At 42.7% G+C, this 18,598-nt stretch carries 11 protein-coding genes; 5 read left to right on the plus strand and 6 right to left on the minus strand.

The window, feature by feature from the left end:
* The first annotated feature begins 32 nt into the window (after positions 1–32).
* A complete protein-coding gene (locus tag B3C94_RS01230; RefSeq protein ID WP_293897721.1) occupies positions 33–4,208 on the plus strand; it encodes a hybrid sensor histidine kinase/response regulator transcription factor in 4,176 nt (1,391 codons plus the stop codon).
* A gap of 259 nt (positions 4,209–4,467) precedes the next feature.
* Here B3C94_RS01230 and B3C94_RS01235 read toward each other — a convergent pair whose 3' ends face one another.
* From B3C94_RS01235 to B3C94_RS01260, 6 genes are all read right to left on the minus strand, one after another.
* Positions 4,468–5,661, minus strand: coding sequence for an MFS transporter (locus B3C94_RS01235; RefSeq protein WP_293897724.1), 1,194 nt, complete (start codon positions 5,659–5,661; stop codon positions 4,468–4,470).
* 188 nt (positions 5,662–5,849) lie between these two features.
* Positions 5,850–6,758 carry a helix-turn-helix domain-containing protein gene (locus B3C94_RS01240; RefSeq protein ID WP_293897727.1) on the minus strand — a complete coding sequence of 303 codons (909 nt, stop codon included), beginning with the start codon at positions 6,756–6,758 and terminating at the stop codon, positions 5,850–5,852.
* Positions 6,759–6,916: 158 nt separating this feature from the next.
* The gene (locus tag B3C94_RS01245; protein ID WP_293897730.1) at positions 6,917–7,978 is read right to left on the minus strand and encodes a dihydrodipicolinate synthase family protein; all 1,062 of its coding nucleotides are present in this window, start codon (positions 7,976–7,978) and stop codon (positions 6,917–6,919) included.
* Positions 7,978–9,000, minus strand: a complete 1,023-nt coding sequence (locus B3C94_RS01250; RefSeq protein WP_293897733.1) for an NAD-dependent epimerase/dehydratase family protein — start codon at positions 8,998–9,000, stop codon at positions 7,978–7,980. The genes B3C94_RS01245 and B3C94_RS01250 overlap by 1 nt, the downstream gene beginning before the upstream one ends.
* Positions 9,001–9,007: 7 nt before the next feature.
* Positions 9,008–10,240: an Nramp family divalent metal transporter gene (locus B3C94_RS01255; RefSeq protein WP_293897736.1), complete on the minus strand. Its 1,233-nt coding sequence runs from the start codon at positions 10,238–10,240 to the stop codon at positions 9,008–9,010.
* A 5-nt stretch (positions 10,241–10,245) separates the two neighbouring features.
* Positions 10,246–11,766: a PQQ-dependent sugar dehydrogenase gene (locus B3C94_RS01260; RefSeq protein WP_293897739.1), complete on the minus strand. Its 1,521-nt coding sequence runs from the start codon at positions 11,764–11,766 to the stop codon at positions 10,246–10,248.
* Positions 11,767–12,142: 376 nt separating this feature from the next.
* Between B3C94_RS01260 and B3C94_RS01265 the strand changes: the two genes are divergently transcribed.
* The 4 genes from B3C94_RS01265 to B3C94_RS01280 are packed head-to-tail and all read left to right on the plus strand — an operon-like array spanning position 12,143 to position 18,594.
* Complete coding sequence (locus B3C94_RS01265; protein WP_293897742.1) at positions 12,143–15,328, plus strand: SusC/RagA family TonB-linked outer membrane protein; 3,186 nt, start codon at positions 12,143–12,145, stop codon at positions 15,326–15,328.
* 11 nt (positions 15,329–15,339) lie between these two features.
* Entirely contained in the window at positions 15,340–17,172 is a 1,833-nt protein-coding gene (locus B3C94_RS01270) for a RagB/SusD family nutrient uptake outer membrane protein (RefSeq protein WP_293897745.1), read from the plus strand.
* A gap of 25 nt (positions 17,173–17,197) precedes the next feature.
* A complete protein-coding gene (locus B3C94_RS01275; RefSeq protein WP_293897748.1) occupies positions 17,198–17,593 on the plus strand; it encodes a hypothetical protein in 396 nt (131 codons plus the stop codon).
* Between the two features lie 8 nt (positions 17,594–17,601).
* Entirely contained in the window at positions 17,602–18,594 is a 993-nt protein-coding gene (locus tag B3C94_RS01280; protein ID WP_293897751.1) for a DUF4466 family protein, read from the plus strand.
* The last annotated feature ends 4 nt before the right edge of the window (positions 18,595–18,598 follow it).

Here is an 18,598-nt window from a genome sequence, read left to right on the forward strand (position 1 = left end):
TATTTTTATCATCCATTTCAATTATATACCTTATGATGCCAGTACGCTTTTTTTTGCGCTGTTTCTGCTGTGCGATAGCTTTGATTTCCGTTTTGCATGCACAGGAAAAAAACTACCGTTTTTTACACTTGGATGTCAACGAAGGTTTGTCTCAGGGCAGCGTTTTCGCTATAGCTCAAGATTATTTGGGTTTTATGTGGATCGGTACCCGTGATGGCTTAAATAAATACGACGCCCGGAAGTTTACGATTTATCGCAGTAATCCGCAAGATAGCCTTTCCTTAGAGCACAACTTTATTCAAGCGATTACGGAAGATAACAAAAAGCGCCTTTGGATAGGGACAATGACAGGTCTGAATTTATATAATCGTGCGTCAGACAATTTCATCCGTATACCCTTACCTACTGTGGAGAGCAGTAATGGAAAAAGGGATGTTAACGTTCACCAGATTTTTCAGGATTCCAATGGTAAGATTTGGATTGCGACAAATATAGGCTTGTATAAGATTAAAGAGGGCCGGCATCTCGAAGCGGAATTGGTTTTCAATGAGATTACCGTTGAAAGAAGCCAGGGAAAAGAATATTATCGTAATTTTCGAACCCTATATGAGGATCGCAGAAAGCGATTATGGTTTTGTACTGATGATGCCATTGTACTCATGCAGGCTGCATCGAAAGATGGAAATAGCTTAAAGGTGCTACGGACTTATTTTAAAGAGAAATCGGTAGATAATAAGGTTAATCAACGGTTTCAAGCAGTATTGGAAGTTAGTCCAGGTATATTTTGGGTAGGAACGAAATATAATGGTATTCGGATTATCAATGAGAATACAGGCGAAATATCCTCGTTAACCGAAGAGGGCAATCATACCGGTTTGGCCAGTCAAGATGTGCGCTCCTTAAAAAAAACAGATGATGGAAAGATTTGGATCGGAACATTCAATGGCCTCTACGTTTATCAAAATGGAAAATTGCTTTTTATTCAGGCAGACGATGGAAATCCCAATAGCTTAAGCAATAATTCCATTCGCCCTATATTTCAGGATAAAAGGGGATCTATTTGGATCGGAACCTACTTTGGAGGGGTCAATATCTATGACAAGGATATTCCTAATTTTCAGAATTTTACCCATCAATCTAAACGCAATAGCTTAAGTTACAATGTGGTGAGTGCTTTTGTTGAAAATGCTATGGGCGAACTTGTGATTGGAACTGAGGGTGGAGGACTGAATTATTTTAATCGGCATACGAATTCGTTTTTTAGTGAACGTTACGATAAAAATAACCTGAATGGCCTAAGTCATAACAATGTGAAGTCCATCTGTTTAGATAAGGAAGGGAATTTATGGGTAGGTACCTATGATGGTGGATTGAATTTAAGACGAAAGGGGCAACAAGGCTATGAACATTTTCGTTTCGATCCCAATGTAAGTAATGGCCTAGCAAACAATAATGTCTATGCGATCTTAGAGGATCGCAATGGCGATATTTGGATAGGCACGTTCGGTGGCGGACTACAGGTCCTTCGTAAAAACCAGAAAGCCGGATCTTTCCAAACATTTGATGTTGCAGGAAAGCAATTGAGTTCCAATATGGTGCGCGCTTTGTTAGAGGATTCAAAAGGTAATCTATGGATCGGTACTTCCAATGGATTAAATCTAAAATTAGCGGGGACCGATAAATTTGTTTCCTTTCTAAATGACAAGAAAGACTCTCTTTCAATTAGTGGAAATGATATTGTGAGTATCCATGAAGATCGAAAAGGACAGATTTGGATTGGTACCTATATGGGCGGGCTCAATCGCTATCTTCCAGAGAAGAAAGCGTTCAAAAGGTTTAATGAGCGAAATGGATTGCCGATCAACAATGTTTTTGCGATGCTGAGTGATCTGAAAAACAAATTGTGGTTGAGCACAAATACAGGGATTTCTTGTTTCGATCCCCAATCTGGTCATGTACGCACTTACACGAAGACCGATGGTCTTCCTGGCAACGAATATATTCAAAATGCAGCAGCAATGTTGCGGGACGGAAAACTCGCCTTTGGCAGTTTCTCAGGCTTCACCCTATTTAATCCGGATAGTTTAAGTGTCAATAATTATATTCCCCCCATTCAGTTTACGGAGTTGAAATTATTCAATAAAACAGTTCTCCCGGGCCTGGATGGTGTTATTCCTAAAGATATATCGATGATGAATGAATTGATACTTGATCACAATCAAAATGTTTTTAGTTTGGAATTCAGTGTATTGAATTATGTTCATCCGGAGAAAAATCAATATGCTTATTATCTAAAAGGCTTTGATCAAGACTGGAATTATGTGAGCAATCCCGTGGCTACTTATACCAATTTAGACCCTGGTACCTACGAGCTTTGGGTAAAAGGGGCCAACAACGACGGGATATGGAACGAAAAGGCAACGGTCTTGAAGATTAAAGTGCTGCCAGCACCATGGAAGACATGGTGGGCCTATAGCGGCTATTTTCTTCTTTTTGCTGGGGCCAGTTTTTTGGTTATCCGATTTTTCCACGGTCGGAATAAATTGAAACAGGACCTTTTGATTCGGCAAATAGATTCGGAAAAACAGGAGGAGCTCCATGAAGCAAAACTGAATTTCTTTACCAATATCTCCCATGAATTCCGTACGCCATTGTCATTAATTATCGGACCGTTAAATCAATTGAAAGGCGATCGATCGCTTTCAGCCTACGCACAAGAGCATCTAGGTTATGCAACGCGAAATGCAGATCGATTGATGAATCTGGTCAACCAATTGCTTGATTTTAGAAAACATGAAGGCGGCAAGATGAAATTGTTTTGCCAAAAGGTCCACGTTGCTGCGTATCTGGAAAACATTCTTTCAAATTTCCACTTTATTGCTGAGAAAAATAATATCCAGTTTTTTCTTGACAATAAAGTAAGCGATGATTACGTGGCGGGTTTAGATCCCGAACAATTTGAAAAAGTTCTTGTCAATTTGATCTATAACGCTTTTAAATTCACAGACAATGGTGGCAAAATAATGATACAGGTTGCTGTGGAAGGGGCAGGAGAACTGGAGAGATTGCTTGTTTCCGTGTGGGATTCTGGGCGTGGGATTCCGGCAAAAGATATACCTTTTGTATTTGAACAATTTTATCAAGCCAATGCGACAGGACTGTCAGCAACCAGTGGTGGAATCGGTTTGGCGCTTTCCCGTTCGATTATCAATTTACACGGTGGAACACTCACTGTTGAAAGTAACATGGCACATGAGTCGGCCGACTTCAATACGGTATTTCGGATCAGTCTGCCGCAAAGGGATATGGTCATCGAAGATCTATTGGTCTTAGGCGCTACCGTGGCGGCTGTAAATACAGACGCAACAAGCGCTCTTAGCTCGAATGCTGAATGTAGAGAAACAGCTGCAGAGAGTTCGGCTGCCGATGAAGACAAACCTGTCATACTTGTTGCCGAGGACAATGTGGAGCTCCGGTGTTTTCTATGTGAAAATTTAAGAAAGAAATACATTGTTCTAGAGGCTAATGATGGGAATGAAGCTCTGGAACTGGTGCAGGCGCGACAGCCCGATATTATCATCTCGGATGTCACTATGCCCAACTGTGACGGAATCACGTTACTGCAGCGGATTAAAAATGACAGCAGCTCGAATCATATTCCTGTGATTCTTTTGACAGCCCGTACAGCTGATCCTTATATCACTGAGGCGTTTGAAATCGGTACAGATGATTACATTACCAAGCCCTTTAGTATGCCGCACCTGACTCAAAAAATTTCAAACATCATCCAGACACGGAAACGATTGGAAGAGAAATTTGTGCAGGATTATCTGCTCGGCGCCCAAGGGGCAGACTTGCCCGAAAGAACCCGTTTCCTGGATCAGGTACTGAAGATTGTGGAGGAAAATCTAGGCTGCGAAGATTTTGGCGTGCAGGATCTCACCAAAGCAATCGGTGTAAGCCGTTCGGTATTGTATCGCAAGATTAAGCAGCAGACTGGACTGAACCTGATTGAATTTATTAATATGGTGCGTCTGAAGAAGGCTGCCTATATTTTGGTGAACGACACGGGATTGAGCATCAGCGAGGTCGCTTACCAGGTCGGATTTAACGATCCAAAGTATTTTAGCAAGACATTCAAGAAATTCTATAAAGAGAGTCCACGTACCTATGTGGAAAAATTCGGTATCAAAGAAAGCAGCAATTAAGTAAAATAAGCAAGGGGCTTCGTGATTTGGTAAGCATCGCCAGCCATGAAAGCAGACCGAAGTTTTTTTTGCCAAAAAAAAGGTTTTCAAACGGGGAGAATGAAAACCTTAAATAACCAATTATAAACCTAAATTATGATGGTACAAATATAGTTGTTTTAAATACTATTTTAAAAATAATTCACTTTTTATCATCGATTTTGTAGCTCGATAACTACAGCTGATTGCTGCTTTCCTGTTTGAAATATTTGGTCATAGGTTATATGCTTCTGACCAGTTTTTGAATAACATATAGCGTGATAAGTCCTAACAGGGCAAATATCCCATATCCTAATCCAATTTGAAACTGGGAAGAAGGGTTTACCAGACTTACTGTGATATAGCTTAGTGAAGATGTAAGCAGGTAGGTAATTCCGCCGACCAATCCGCCAGCGATACCAGCCGATAGAGGAAATCTACCCAAGCAGTAGCTGAAATAATTGTTAAAGACAAATCCCGCAGTACAATGGACAGCGAAAGCAAAGAAGGTTAATGTATATAAATTCGCTTGATAGAGCGATACAATAAGCATACATACGATAAGCAGAATTTGAATATAGTTGGCAATTCTCAATTTGGGGATCAATGCTTTCTTGATCAGCGCTTTGCCAATAAAACCACCGCACATCCACGCTAAGCCCATAATAAGTGAGGTATATCCTGTTGTGATCGCACTGTATCCGAGTTGATGCTCAATAAAAAAGGGACCGCTGAGGTTATAGAACATCACAAGACCATAAGATATGCCGCACATGAAAATGCCGAAGGTAAAATCATTGCTTTTTAGCATCATTTTAAATTCCCCGATGAGATAGTTCATATGGAGAGGTTTTTTCTGTTTGATCGTTTCGCTGGAAAAGATAAGTTCAAGCACGAAAAGTACAGCACTGTAAACGGCCAAAACCATAAAGTTAGAACGCCAGCCAAATTGAGTCTGAAGATAGCCGCCAATAAAAGGGGCAACAATTGGCCCGATTGACCAGACGATGGTCATAATACTCAGGTAGTGTTTGCGCTGTTCACCCTCATATACATCTACGAAATAGGCTCTTTTGGAGATAACGACAAACGCCGATAGCACACCCTGAAGGATTCGCATGAGGTAAATAACCCAAATATCCTGCGTGCTTGCTGTGATCCAGAAGCTGAGGATAAAAAGGAAAAGCGAGATCAGATTAATTCGGTATCTTCCCCAGGCATCCACCAATGCTCCGGTAAAGAACTGAGCAACACCATAGCTGATTAGAAAAAGCGAAAGTGTTAGCTGGATTTTACTTTCATTTAAGCCAAGTTCCTGCGCCATTTGTGGCATCGACGGAAGGTAGATATCAGTGGCAAGCCCCGTGATAGGAACAAGTGCAAATGCAAGTATCGTTGGGATAAAAGATTGCTGCGGTTTAGTGTTTTTTTCCATCCTTTATATTTTTTTTAATTACGCGTCTCTATGGACGTTGAGGCTGTCAAAGACGGCCCATTATGACGGGAGATTTTTTATTCGCCTAAACGGCTTTTTTCTCTTTCGTCATGTGAATAATATGTCGACAAAAGTAGCTTCATTGCCTGTTTCGAAAGATATACAATTCAAACAAATTATTGTGAAAATCAAACAGGCCTGTTGCGGAAAGCTAAAGGCGGTATGCCCGCATGCTTTTTGAAATAATTACTGAAGTTTGCGGGTTCTTCAAAACCCAGGGCATAAGCGATTTCATTGATATTCCAGCTGCTATGCTGCAAAAGTGCCTTCGCCTCCTGTGTGATGCGCAGTGCGATCAGTTCTTGCGTTGTTTTCCCTGTATTTTGCTTCAGAGCCCTGTTTAAAGAATTGACATGGATATTGAGCTGTTGCGCATAATCTGTCGCATTCTTAAAGCGGAGCAAATTTTCGGTATCAATCGGGAACTGGCGCTCCAACAATTCCAAAAAAAGATGAGAAATGCGTTGGTTTGCATTTTGATAGGGTGATATGCCCTGATTTGGCACTAATTTTAATGTTTCTAAAACCAATAACTGTAATTGATTTCGGATAATTTCATATTTGTAGGCAAAATCGGAGTGGAGCTCGGTCTCCATACGCCGAAAAATGCTGTCGAAAAGATGAACCTGTTCTTTCGTTAAGAAATAGACCGGGCTGCCGCTCGGGTTGAAAAAATGACTTTCGAGGATATTATGATTGTAATGTTTGTCTTCCTGAATGAACTTTTGTGTAAAAAGGCAGAACCATCCCTTCTGATCCGGATTGTCTGTTTCCCAGGAATACGGAACGAGCGGACTTGAAAACACAAGTGCGGGACGGTCGATGGGGATCCATTGATCGCCATAATGCAATTGACCCTCGCCGATCATAAGGGATATTTTGAAATAATCTTTTCTATTGTAAGGTGATTTTAAGGGACAATGCTCACGTGAAAATACGTTAAAATGAGAAATTTGTTCGGGTGAGGAACCTATTGGGTAATTGGATTCTCGAAATACCCGTTGATAGAAATCAATTATATTTTCAGAAGTTGTCATGATGCAAAGTTATAAAAATCAAACATTTCATGCTGCGCACTATTGCTCTTAGTCGGTCATTGATTCGTAAAATATGAATTGGAATAAAAAGAAAGGTCCCATCACGTCGTCAGCCATGACTAGCCCGGGTGATGAGACCTTATAAAAGGAAGCGATTATTAGGATCTCGATTTTAAAAATTCCTTGACAAATTCGTCGTCGTTTAAGTCCGGGTAGTCTTTATATACACGATCAATTTCTTCTTGCTGTCCGATGGATAGATTTTCGTCGGGATTCAGACACCAGATACCTTTCATCAAACCTTGTCTACGGAGCACCTCATGTAAGCCTGGTATACAGCCATGGAATGCATTTGCTGGGTCAAAAAATGCTGCATTACTGTCTGTTACAGCAATCGCTTTGCTCAGAAGGTGGCTCGCATGGAAGTTGTTGGGGTTCTGTTTGTATGTTTTTATTTCCCGAAGGAGTTCAACGGCTTTTGCCGTCCAAACAGCCCAATGGCCTAGTAATCCGCCTTTAAATTCTATGGAGACGTTTTCTCCAGCTACAGGGAAATTATACACGCTCATCAGATCGTTGACAATGTTGTCATCATTGCCCGTGTATAGGGCAATTTGGTTTCGCCGGCTGGAGTTGGCTATTGCGCGCATGACGTCTAATGTCTGGTACCGGTTGAACGAGGCGCACTTGATAGCGACGACGTTGTCGATTTCGGCAAACTGCTGCCAAAAAGAATACGAGAAAATGCGGCCACCAACAGCGGGTTGAAGATAGAATCCAAAAACAGGAATAATGGCTGCTATTGCTCTAACTCGATCTAATATGGCATTTTCGGTCCAGCTTTGAAGTCCGCCCATACTCAAAAGTCCGATATCATAACCGTATTTAAGTGCCGTGTTTGCCTCCTGTATCGCTTGTTCTGTGGCACCGCAGATGCCCGCAATTTTGATAAATGGTCGTTGGAGCTCAGCTTTATCGACTTCTTCGCTAGCCCATCTCAATACGGTTTCAAAAAGGTTGATCTCAGGGTCCCGAATTTCAAACTGGGTTGAATGTACTGCGACAGCGATTCCGCCCGCTCCACTGGCTATGTAGTACTGTGTCAGGAGCCGTTGATGTACTTCGTCAATGCTGCGGTCCTCATTTAAGGCAAGGGGGTGTGCCGGAATAACCGTCCCTTCCCAAAGCAACTGTTGTAATTTGTTGTCTAAAGTTTTCATTAGAATTTTCCTTTTCGTTCTTGAAAGTGCGTGTCTTTATTCCATAGTTCGCCACCTTGGTTCAACCATTTGGCTGTAATGTCTATCGCTTCCCGTATGGTTGTTTTAGGATAGCCAAATAAACGATGGCATTCGGACGCGTTGTTTAGTAAAGCGGTTCCGGCGGGTTCATTCACAAAGATCGGCTTTGTGCTGAAATGCTCAGCAAAACGCTCTGCGATCCATCGTGTAGAAAGGATTTCAGGCCCTGTGACATTTAGTATTTTGGCTGGTGACTGACAATGCAGTAATGATCTTAAGGCAATTTCGTTGGCATCTCCCTGCCAGATAACATTGACGTTTTCGGTTGTCAAATCTATTGGGAGTTGCCCTTTGACCGATTTAGCAATTTCTACGAGCACGCCGTAGCGAAAATCCACCGCATAATTCAATCGGTAGATCAGGGTAGGTGTACCATTTTTCTTCGAAAAATACTCGAATATGCGCTCTCTTCCCAAACAGGATTGTGCGTATTCACCGACAGGCTCGGGAGTTCTTTCCTCGGAAACGCCGGCATTGCTTATCGGCACAAATGGCAGTACGTTACCCGAAGAAAAAGCAACAATGTTGGAGTCTCGAAAATGAGAAGCCACCATTCCTGGAAGATAGGTATTCATCGCCCAGGTGAAATCTTCATTTCCTGTGGTGCCGAATTTATGTCCTGCGAGGTAAATGACATTCGGAACTTGCGGAATCTTTTTGAGTTCTTCCTCATTCAGTAGGTCACAAGCGATGGTCTTTATGCCTAGATCTTCCAGTTCCTGTTGAAGTTCCTTGGTGGAAAAACGCGAAACACCAATGACCTTTTTGTCTATTCCTGCAGCTTGGATAGCCCTCATGGCTAGTTTTGCCATGCTTGGCCCCATTTTTCCGCCAATACCTAAGAAAAGGATATCACCTGTTATCTTTTTTATATCTTCAATTAGATCTAATGATGGTGCAAGTATTTGCTGTTCCAATTCCGCTAAATTGTTATGGTCCATGTCTGAATTATTTGATTAAATTATAGAAATTACTAAAAGCTAAAAAAACGAGTAATAGGAGTCCGAGGATAGCCCATAACCGCGTTAAGGGGCTGTTTCTGAGCGCGCCCATAATTTCTTTGTCGTTTGCGATCAGAAAGAGGATAATGCCAATAAAGGGAACTAAAAAAATGGTGATGCTTTGCGCAAAAACAATAAGCTCCAAGGGAAGATTTCCGAAGATCAGTGCGATGGCAGATCCAAAAATCATGACCAGCGAAATAAAGAGCTTCACTTTAGGGTGATTGAGATTGTTGCCGAAGCCAAAGGTATCGCCCAGTAACGAACCGCCTAATACGGCATTGCCAATCAAGGAAGAAAAGGAGGCCCCAAAAAGACCGATAAAAAAGAGGTGCGAGGCATAGGTTCCCAAAAGTGGTTCCAGTGCACGGCCCATCTCAGCGGCAGAATTTAATTTGATCCCTTGGGGGTGAAGCGTATTTGCGGCGCAGACCATAACGGCTGCGCTCATGATCCCAAGAATAATGATCCCTATCCGGCTTCCGATAATCTGCCGATCTGATATTTGTCCATTGGCGGATAATTTTCTTCTTGACTGAACGAGATAACTTTGATAAAAAGCGCCCACAATTGAAAAGCAGGAAGCTGTGAAAGCGATGATTAAGCCAACTGAAGAGGGAGGAATGCTCGGAATAAAGCCTAAGAAAAAGTCCTGTGCCGGTGTCTTTATCATAATCGCGGTGGAAAGAAAAGCAAATAACATCAGGATGATAAGTCCAAGCATGAGCTTTTCCAATAGTGCATAGAAGGACTTGAAGAACAGCAGTAAAATGCCGATGACATTAAAAACGATGATCCATATTTTGGGATTTGTCCCTGTTGCTTCCGAAACAGAAATGGAGACCCCAGTGGCATTTCCAGATTGAAAACAGGTTGCAACAAGGAAGATTCCGAGGCCGATGATGATGGCCGTTGTTTTACCAAATTTCTGGCGAATTAAAGTAAGTAAAGATTCGTCTCTCGCGATGCCGATACGTGCCGCCATATTGGTGAAAACCATCATAAAAAAGATCGCGACGACGACAACCCATAACAGGGAGAAGCCATAATCTGCACCCATTTTTGATGTGATGGTCATTTTGCTGGGCCCGAAAACCAGGGCGGCGGTAATGATGCCGGGCCCCAAGATGGATAGCCAATTTTTAAATAAGGATGGTTTTGGCTCGAGGTTGTTTTCCATGAGATTTATCGTAATGAAGTTAAATGCTGTTGGTTAATTTTAGGGGCAGAATTTCCAAAGTGTGTACGGATATAATTGGTGATTTCAATGACCTCTTCATTTTTTAGGAATGAAAAAGATGGCATTGCGCTCTCGTATTTGATCTTGGCTATTGTTTTGTCTTTCAGTCCATGGAGGATAACCTGCAATAAAGGTGCTGGGTCGCCGTTGACAAGAGGTGAGTTGGCCAAAGGGGGGAAGGTATTTGTTAGCCCCATTCCATCTGCTTTATGGCAAGAAGCGCAATAGGCTTCGTATAAGGCTTGACCACTTTTGGCAGGGGAGTTGACCGCATTGGCAGCGACGGGTTTAATCATTGGTGCAGCGGCTTTATCGGTAATACGCAGACGATAGATCACGTCGTCATCGGGCTTTGGAAATCCCTTTTGCGGATTCCAGTCACGGTTGCTTGAACAGAAATAAATGTCCCCATTGGGTAAGGTCAATACGGATCTTAGCCGACCAAGCTGATCTTTGAATAGGATCTTCTCATCGACGATCTGCTGCCCGTTGGCAGATAATTTTAGGATACGTAAGGACTGATTTTTTAAAGTCGCGAGCAATAAACTGTGTTTCCATTCAGGGATAACGTTAGAACTGTAATACGCCATACCGGATGGTGCGACGACTGGAGTCCACGATTTAATAGGTTCCTGTCTTGGGGAGCTTTTGGCAATAGCTTTTTCCTTTTCCGTATCAATCATACCTTCGATCTGTGGCCAGCCATAATTTTTTAGCGGTTGGATCAGGTTGATTTCATCTTCGATGGCATCGCCATGTTCAGATGTGTAAATTAAGCCTTTCGCATCATGGGTAAGTCCTTGCATGTTTCGAAATCCCCATGCATATACATAGCTGTTTGCAATTGGATTGTCTTTTGGGATGCTTCCGTCGAGATTGAGGCGTAAGATTTTGCCATTTAATGAGGTGCTGTCTTGCGCAAAGGTATCACTTGCTGCATCACCTGTAGCCCAATACACTTTTTTGTCTGTCGAAACAATAACCCTGGAACCGTTGTGTCCGGTGTTTCCAGGAATCTGTAAAAGCAATTTTGGGTTTGACAACTTGCCTGCCGTATTATAATCGTAGCGATATAAGTTGGAGAAAATGAGGCTGTCTTTTTTACTGGTGTAAGAAAGGTAAAGATAGGCTTGTTGCTGTTCGGGTTGATACAGTGCCATCCCTAATAGTCCCAGGGTGCGCTGGTGGTAAACGTCGGTCAGGCTGTCCACCAAAGTAACAACTTTTGTTTTCGTATCCAGCCTTCGTATACTTCCTCCGATTTCAGAAAACAGAATGGCGTCGTTGACCCGGTCATATTGTAAATCCCATGGCACATGGAGTTTTGTAGCTTCTTTGGTTAGCGATAGTATGCTGTGCTCCAGTTGGATGTTGTTTATTGGTTTACTTTCTCTTTCTGTCTCGGAAGAACAGGAAGATAGTAGCGGGATCAGCGATACAAGCCAAATATAGGTTTGTTTTTTCATATAGGATCTACGGTTATTCCTTTGATTTATTTGGTTAGTCAAATGTAGTTGAATAAAAATAAATATACAAAAAATAAGTTAAAATGTATACAAAAATATTTTATCAGTCTACAGTAAATACGATTTAGTTTATAATTACACAGCTAAAAGAGCGGCGTTGTGGAATTGTCGAGAACTTGTTAGCCGCCCTATTTTTGTAAAAAAGTAAAAAAAATATTGAATTGTATACAAAAAATATATATTATTGTATTCACTATGATAATTATGGAAATGCAATTTAGACCATATTAGGGTCGAGCGTTATGTTTCCTGAAAAAATACCAATAAACTAAAGAGCTTATAAATCATTTATTTAACCACTTTAACCTGAGTATTCATGATACTAAAGCAGATTAAAATCCGGGATGTAATAAACAGGAGTTGCCTTTTGGTGGGGCTACCTTTTATTTCGATGGGTGCATTGGCAAATGTTCCTTCTTCCCTCAGTAATGGAAAGATTCCGATATCGAATGTGTTAAACCCTTCGCGGGATTTAACCAGATTTCAGCAGCAGCTTGTGGGCCAGGTGCTGGATGCCAAAGGACAGCCGCTGTCTGGTGTAGAGGTGCGCAACCTCAAAAATGCGGCGGTTGCTGTTACGGATCAAGAAGGTCGATTTAAATTAACTGGCTCGGTCTCGGATCAGATTCAATTTCGGCTAATCGGTTTTAATACAAAGGTGGTATCAGGAAAAGACGTACAGGCTTTGGTGCTTGATGCAAGTGAAAGTGCCTTGGATGAAGTGGTTGTGGTCGGATATGGAAAGCAAAAAAAAGGGAGTTTGACTGGTGCAGTGGCCAGTGTCAACTTTGATCAGTCGACTTCAAGCCGCGGTCTTTCCAATGCCTCCCAGGCATTGCAAGGTGTTATCCCCGGCCTGGCAGTAAGTCAAAACTCAGGAATGGCCGGAAATAATGCAGCGGATCTTTTGATCAGAGGTTTAGGGACGGTCAATAGTGCCGGACCGCTGATCGTGGTCGATGGGATGCCCGATGTGAATATGAACCGGGTCAATGTGAATGATATTGAAAGTGTGACCGTACTAAAAGATGCTTCTTCCGCTGCAGTATACGGTTCCAGAGCGGCTAATGGGGTGGTGTTGATCACGACAAAGTCTGGTAAAAGAAATAGCAGGACAGCTATTTCCTTCAGTGCCAACAAGTCGCTGGTGAAACCGACCCGCTCTTTTGATTTTGTCAATAATTATGCAAAAGCAATGACGGCCACACAAAGGGCGCAAGCCTACAACACCGCGGCAGCAGCATTCAACTTTAAGAACGGAACCATTGATGAGTGGCTGGCATTGAGCATGGTCGACCCGAGATTGTATCCAAGTACCGATTGGTGGGATGTTATTCTCCGCAATGGTCAAAGTGGAAATTATAATGTTTCCATTAATGGGGGGACTGAAAATAATAATTACTATTTGTCTGTCGGTATGCTGGATGAGAAGGGGATACAGATCAATAATGATTTTAAACGTTATAATGCTGCATTTAACTTCGAAACAAAAGTAACCAATACCATTGGTGCTGGGGTCCGGTTTTCAGGCAACTGGTCTGATTACCGGTATAATTATGAGGACGGCATGACCGCCAACTCCACGAGCGGGATGGATTTGTTTACCTCACCAGCAGGTATATTGCCTTATGACCCTATTACCGGTTTTTATGGTGGCGCAATGTCTTACAACGAGAGTCCGCAGGCCAATAATATTTATGCGGATTACATGACGCGTAACCAGAACCATATGAATCAAAAGCAGGCTTTGGTGAATGGGTACTTAAATTGGAAACCGTTCAAAGGATTTGAGGCTAAAGTAGATTATGCCTTAAATTATGATACGCGTTTTCAATGGAAAGCGGATATGCCCACAAAATTATATAACATCCGCACAGGGCTGTCTATCCGGGATCTTGTTCCGACAAATGATGGGATATACAATACGGACCGAAACAATTACAAAACACAGCTGAACTTCAAGCTGAGTTACGACCGTAAGTTTGGTGCCAACCATGATTTCTCTGCTTTGGCGGTGTATTCAGAAGAATATTGGAACAGCCGTATTTTGGCGGGTAGCCGACTGGATCGTCTGCACCCGAGCCTGCATGAAATTGATGGTGCATCGGAGGATGTGCAAAATGTGTCCGGATCGTCCTCAGCAGAAGGTTTGCGGTCATATATCGGACGACTGAATTATACGGCTTTTGGAAGGTATATGTTTGAAGGGAACTTCAGGGTGGATGGTTCATCACGATTCTTGCCGGGTGATCAATATGGATTCTTTCCTTCTGCCGCGGTAGGCTGGCGTATCTCGGACGAAGCATTTATGACAGCCTTTAAGGATAAAATCAGCATGAGTTCAGCCAAATTTAGAGCTTCTTATGGTTCTTTGGGTAATAATAGCGGTGTGGGCCTGTATGAGCAAAAGCAATCCTTGGTCTCCAGTCCTTATTATTTGATCGATAACAGTACGGGGACAGGTTCTGTAGTGAAAGGCCTGATCAATAAAAAACTGATCAACTATGATCTTACATGGGAAAAGACCCGTGTGTTTAACCTTGGACTGGATCTTGGATTCTTTAAAAATAAACTGACTGCCGAGCTTGATTACTACGAAAGAAAGACAATCGGCATGAACAGGCCTTCGGATGTATCGATGCATCTGACAGGTTTATTTACCGCTCCCCGTCGTAATATTGGCGATATGATGAATAAAGGGCTTGAAGCAAATGTGACCTGGAATGATCGGAAGGGTGATGTGGGCTATATGCTGAACTTCAATGTCGGATATAACAAGAATAAGCTGCTGTCCTGGAATGAGCAGTTGCAAAGAGGTTCGGTATTTATTGATATGCCTTATAATTTTATTTATGCCTTTGAGTCGCTGGGTATCGCGCAGTCGTGGCAAGATGTCTATAATGCTGTTCCCCAGGGTGCTTCTCCGGGAGATATCTTGTTGAAGGATGTCAATGGAGATGGTAAACTGGATGCGAATGACAGGGTTGCCTATCCGGCTTATCAATTGGGCAGACCAAAGGTGAACTATGGGTTTAGGGGTTCAGTGGATTACAAAGGCTTTGATTTCTCTTTCCTGTTGCAGGCTGCTACCGGACGAAAAGAATTTTGGATGAACAAGGCGAATTCGAACTTTTTAGGAACGGCAAATCAGGCTATTACTGAGGACCAGTGGAATAATATGTGGAGCCTGGACAATCGCGATGCTGATTATCCTAAGTTACTTCCAAGTACATTAGGATCGACGAGTCCAAACGCCTATCTGAGTACATTTTGGCTGCAAAACATGTCTTATTTAAGGGTGAAAAATCTGCAGCTTGGCTATACTTTTAAGAAAGAATTACTGATGAAGCTGGGTATCCAGAAATTACGTGTGTTTGGTTCGGTAGATAATTTGGCCGTATTGACAAGTTTCAAAGGTTTGGATCCGGAGAAAAGTACCTATACCAATGATGCATATCCAATGACGAAGAGTTTTGTGGTTGGACTGAATGTAGACTTATAATATTTGAACTTATGAAATCAAGATATAACAAATTATTTATTTCTTCTTTGCTACTGCTTGGTTTATCGGCTTGCCGCAAAGATTTGTTAAATCAAAATCCAACAACAACGCCGAGCTCCGAAACGTTCTGGGTGGACGAAAATGATGCGCTCGCTGCATTAATGGCAAATTACTCCATCTTCAGACCTTGTTTTGATCGCGACTATCATTTTGATGGACATGGTGATTACCTGAAGATGTACAATACCGGAGCGGCACCTATTTCAATGACCGTCAATAGTCCCATGAATTATGGCTCAGGTGCTTCGGCGATGTATAGAGCCTTATATGGATCTGTATTCAGCTCCAATTTTGTGATCGAAAATACCAATGCGCGCCTGCTACCCGTGGCAAAAACTGACGCGGTAAAACAAACCTTGGAGACCATCGTGGCGGAAGCCAGATTGCTGCGTGCTATTGCCTACTTCCGATTGATTTCCCTCTGGGGAGATGTGCCTTATTTTTTTAAGTCGGCACCTGCTCCAGCAGAGGCTGATACGGTACGGAGAATGCCTATTGCGCAGCTGAAAGATTCCATTATGGCTGATCTGAACTATGCGGTGGACAAATTACCGAATAAGGGGGCTGCAATTGGACGTGCCGGTAAGCCCGCTGCATTGGCCTTCCGTGGTAAGTTTCAATTGTACTGGGGTTCGTGGAAGAAAAATGGATGGCCCGAATTGGATGGGTTCGTGCAATCTGCTGCAGACGCTAAAACGGCCTATACTGCGGCCGCCGCGGATTTTAAGCGTGTGATCAATGATTTCGGTATCAAGATGTTTAGAAATGGTGATCCGGGTCAGTGGGGGGAATTGGGAAAGGCAGATGTGCTTCCTAATTATTACTATATGTTTATACCTTCCACCGGCAACCTGAGTCAGGATGAAGAGATGGTCATGGTGCTGATACATGGCGGGGTGGGGACAAAACAGAGCGAGGAATACCAGCGCGTATGGACCGGACCATTGGTTTCTTTGGGACAGAATCAGGCTATTCCCCGTTATGAGCTGGCCGACCGTTATCAATCTACCATTACGGGAGATTTCTTGCCTAAGATGGTTCAGCTAGATCCAGTAAAAAATCCAGCGGCACGTACGACGGCAAACTCAGCGGTGAATCCCGAGTCGTACCGCAATCGCGATTATCGCATGAAAGCGACTTTGTTGTGGGACTATGAACTGATAATGGGTATGAGTCCGACGGAAACAACAGGCTATATTCCTTTTATCTACAAAACCTGGGGTGCTGCGGTGACCATCAACGGTGTATCTTACAAAACCTCGTTCACCGATAATACCACAAATCTCTCGGGATTACAATCGCGTAAGTTTGTGCGCAATTATGGTGGTGTGGCACGCAGTGATGGAAATTACAATTGGCCTTTGATGCGTATAGCTGATGTATACCTCATGTATGCTGAAGCAACCAATGAGATTGGTGGCCCACAGGCGGATGCGATTGATTTGGTTAATAAAGTCAGGCGTCGTGGTAACCTACCGGCGCTTGCGGGTGCTAAAACCTCGTCTCGTGATGCCTTTTTTGACGCCATAGAACAGGAAAGGATTGTCGAGCTTTTTGGTGAAGGGCAGCGTGTATTTGACCTGAGGAGATGGCGTAAACTGGAAACCGTATTTGGTAAACCTTACGGGGACGGGAAATGGTTCCAGGATAGCTTTGGAAATAATTGGGAGCGCTTTTTCTTCAATGAGTCTGAACTGACCTATCAAAGGTGTTATATCTATCAGATTCCTGAAACGGAACGTTCGAGGAATCCGAATTTAACACAAAATATACCTTGGAAATAATATGGTAACACTTGATTGTACAAAAATGAAATATACGTTATTTTTAATCGGAACGCTGCTTGTAAGCTTGTCCGCCTGTAAGGATAATTATCCAATAGATGAAGATGGTTTGCTGATCACGACGAGGTCTGAATGTTATGTCAGTAGTTTTGAACTGTTAGGTGCCGATTTTCAGACGGTGCGCACCAAAGCTGCGGTGGTAGATACCGTTGCACAAACCATAAATGTAGAGGTACTTTTTGGTACAGATCTGAAAAGTTTATACCCGCAGTTTTCATTGGTCACTGATGCGGTGCTGGATCCCAAGATTTTAGGAAAAGAAGATTTTTCCAATTTGGGGACACCCCGTGAATGGACTGTCGTATCTGGAAACAGAAAGGTTCGGAAGACTTATAAGGTTTATTTGACAGTACAAAAATAAGGAAGCTGATGAAAACAAATTATTTAAAAATAGGACTGCTGTCCATCGGGTTTGGATTCTTATTGTTGGGGTCTTGTAAAGAAGACGCTTATGAAATTCCAAAAGCTAAGGATGGTTTGCAAAACGATATTATTAAGCGCTCTTTAGGGCCAAATGTGGTTGGGGCTACCATAGACTTTGCTTATGCTGCGGCGATTTTGCCAGATCAGGGGAAGCTCACATCGATTGCTGTGGAAGCCAGCATTGCGGGTGATGAGGGTACTGTGCTTGAAAACAAATCGTACTATACCAGTAGTACAGGGGCTGATGTCGGTGTCGTAATCGGCGATCCAGCAACCGTAAATGATAATCGTATGGAGGTGATCTTTACAAAAGACACCTCGGCCTCAACGCTGCGCTATAGCTACAAAATACCGGCAGCGGCAAAGGGTAAATCCGTCACCTTTACATTTAGGGCTAAGTCCAGTAACGGACAGGAGATCGTATTGAAAACAGAAGCTTATGCGATTCGTAATATGGATATGGCTTTGGACTTGATCGGGAAAGACGGCGCGGCCTGCTTTTTTTCTGTGGCCGACCTAAAATGGTATACTGCTACCGAAGCGGCAGCAAACCCGGATAAGATTGATTTGGTCTATTTGTACCGGGCATTGCCAACGGTGACTTATGCACATTCTTTGGTTGCTCCCACGACGGATGCCAGTTATTTGCCGAGTTTCACCTTACCTGTGGGGTTGACAAATAAAACGAAGATCGTGAAGGCTTGGACCGTGCGCGATCAACAATTAGCGCGATTGCAATACAGTGTATTTGTGGACGATGTGGATTTGAAAGATAAATCGTTCGTAGATGCGCCTGATTTTGCGATTAATTTAAAAGCTGAATCAGGAATATGGCTGCAAACGGCTGATGGTAAATACAATGCTTATGTATTTGTCAATAGCGTAAATAATACCACGAAAGAAATGAAGATCAGTGTAAAAAGGTTGCAAGTAAAATAAAGAT

Source organism: Sphingobacterium sp. UBA5670 (assembly GCF_002420705.1).
GTDB lineage: Bacteria > Bacteroidota > Bacteroidia > Sphingobacteriales > Sphingobacteriaceae > Sphingobacterium.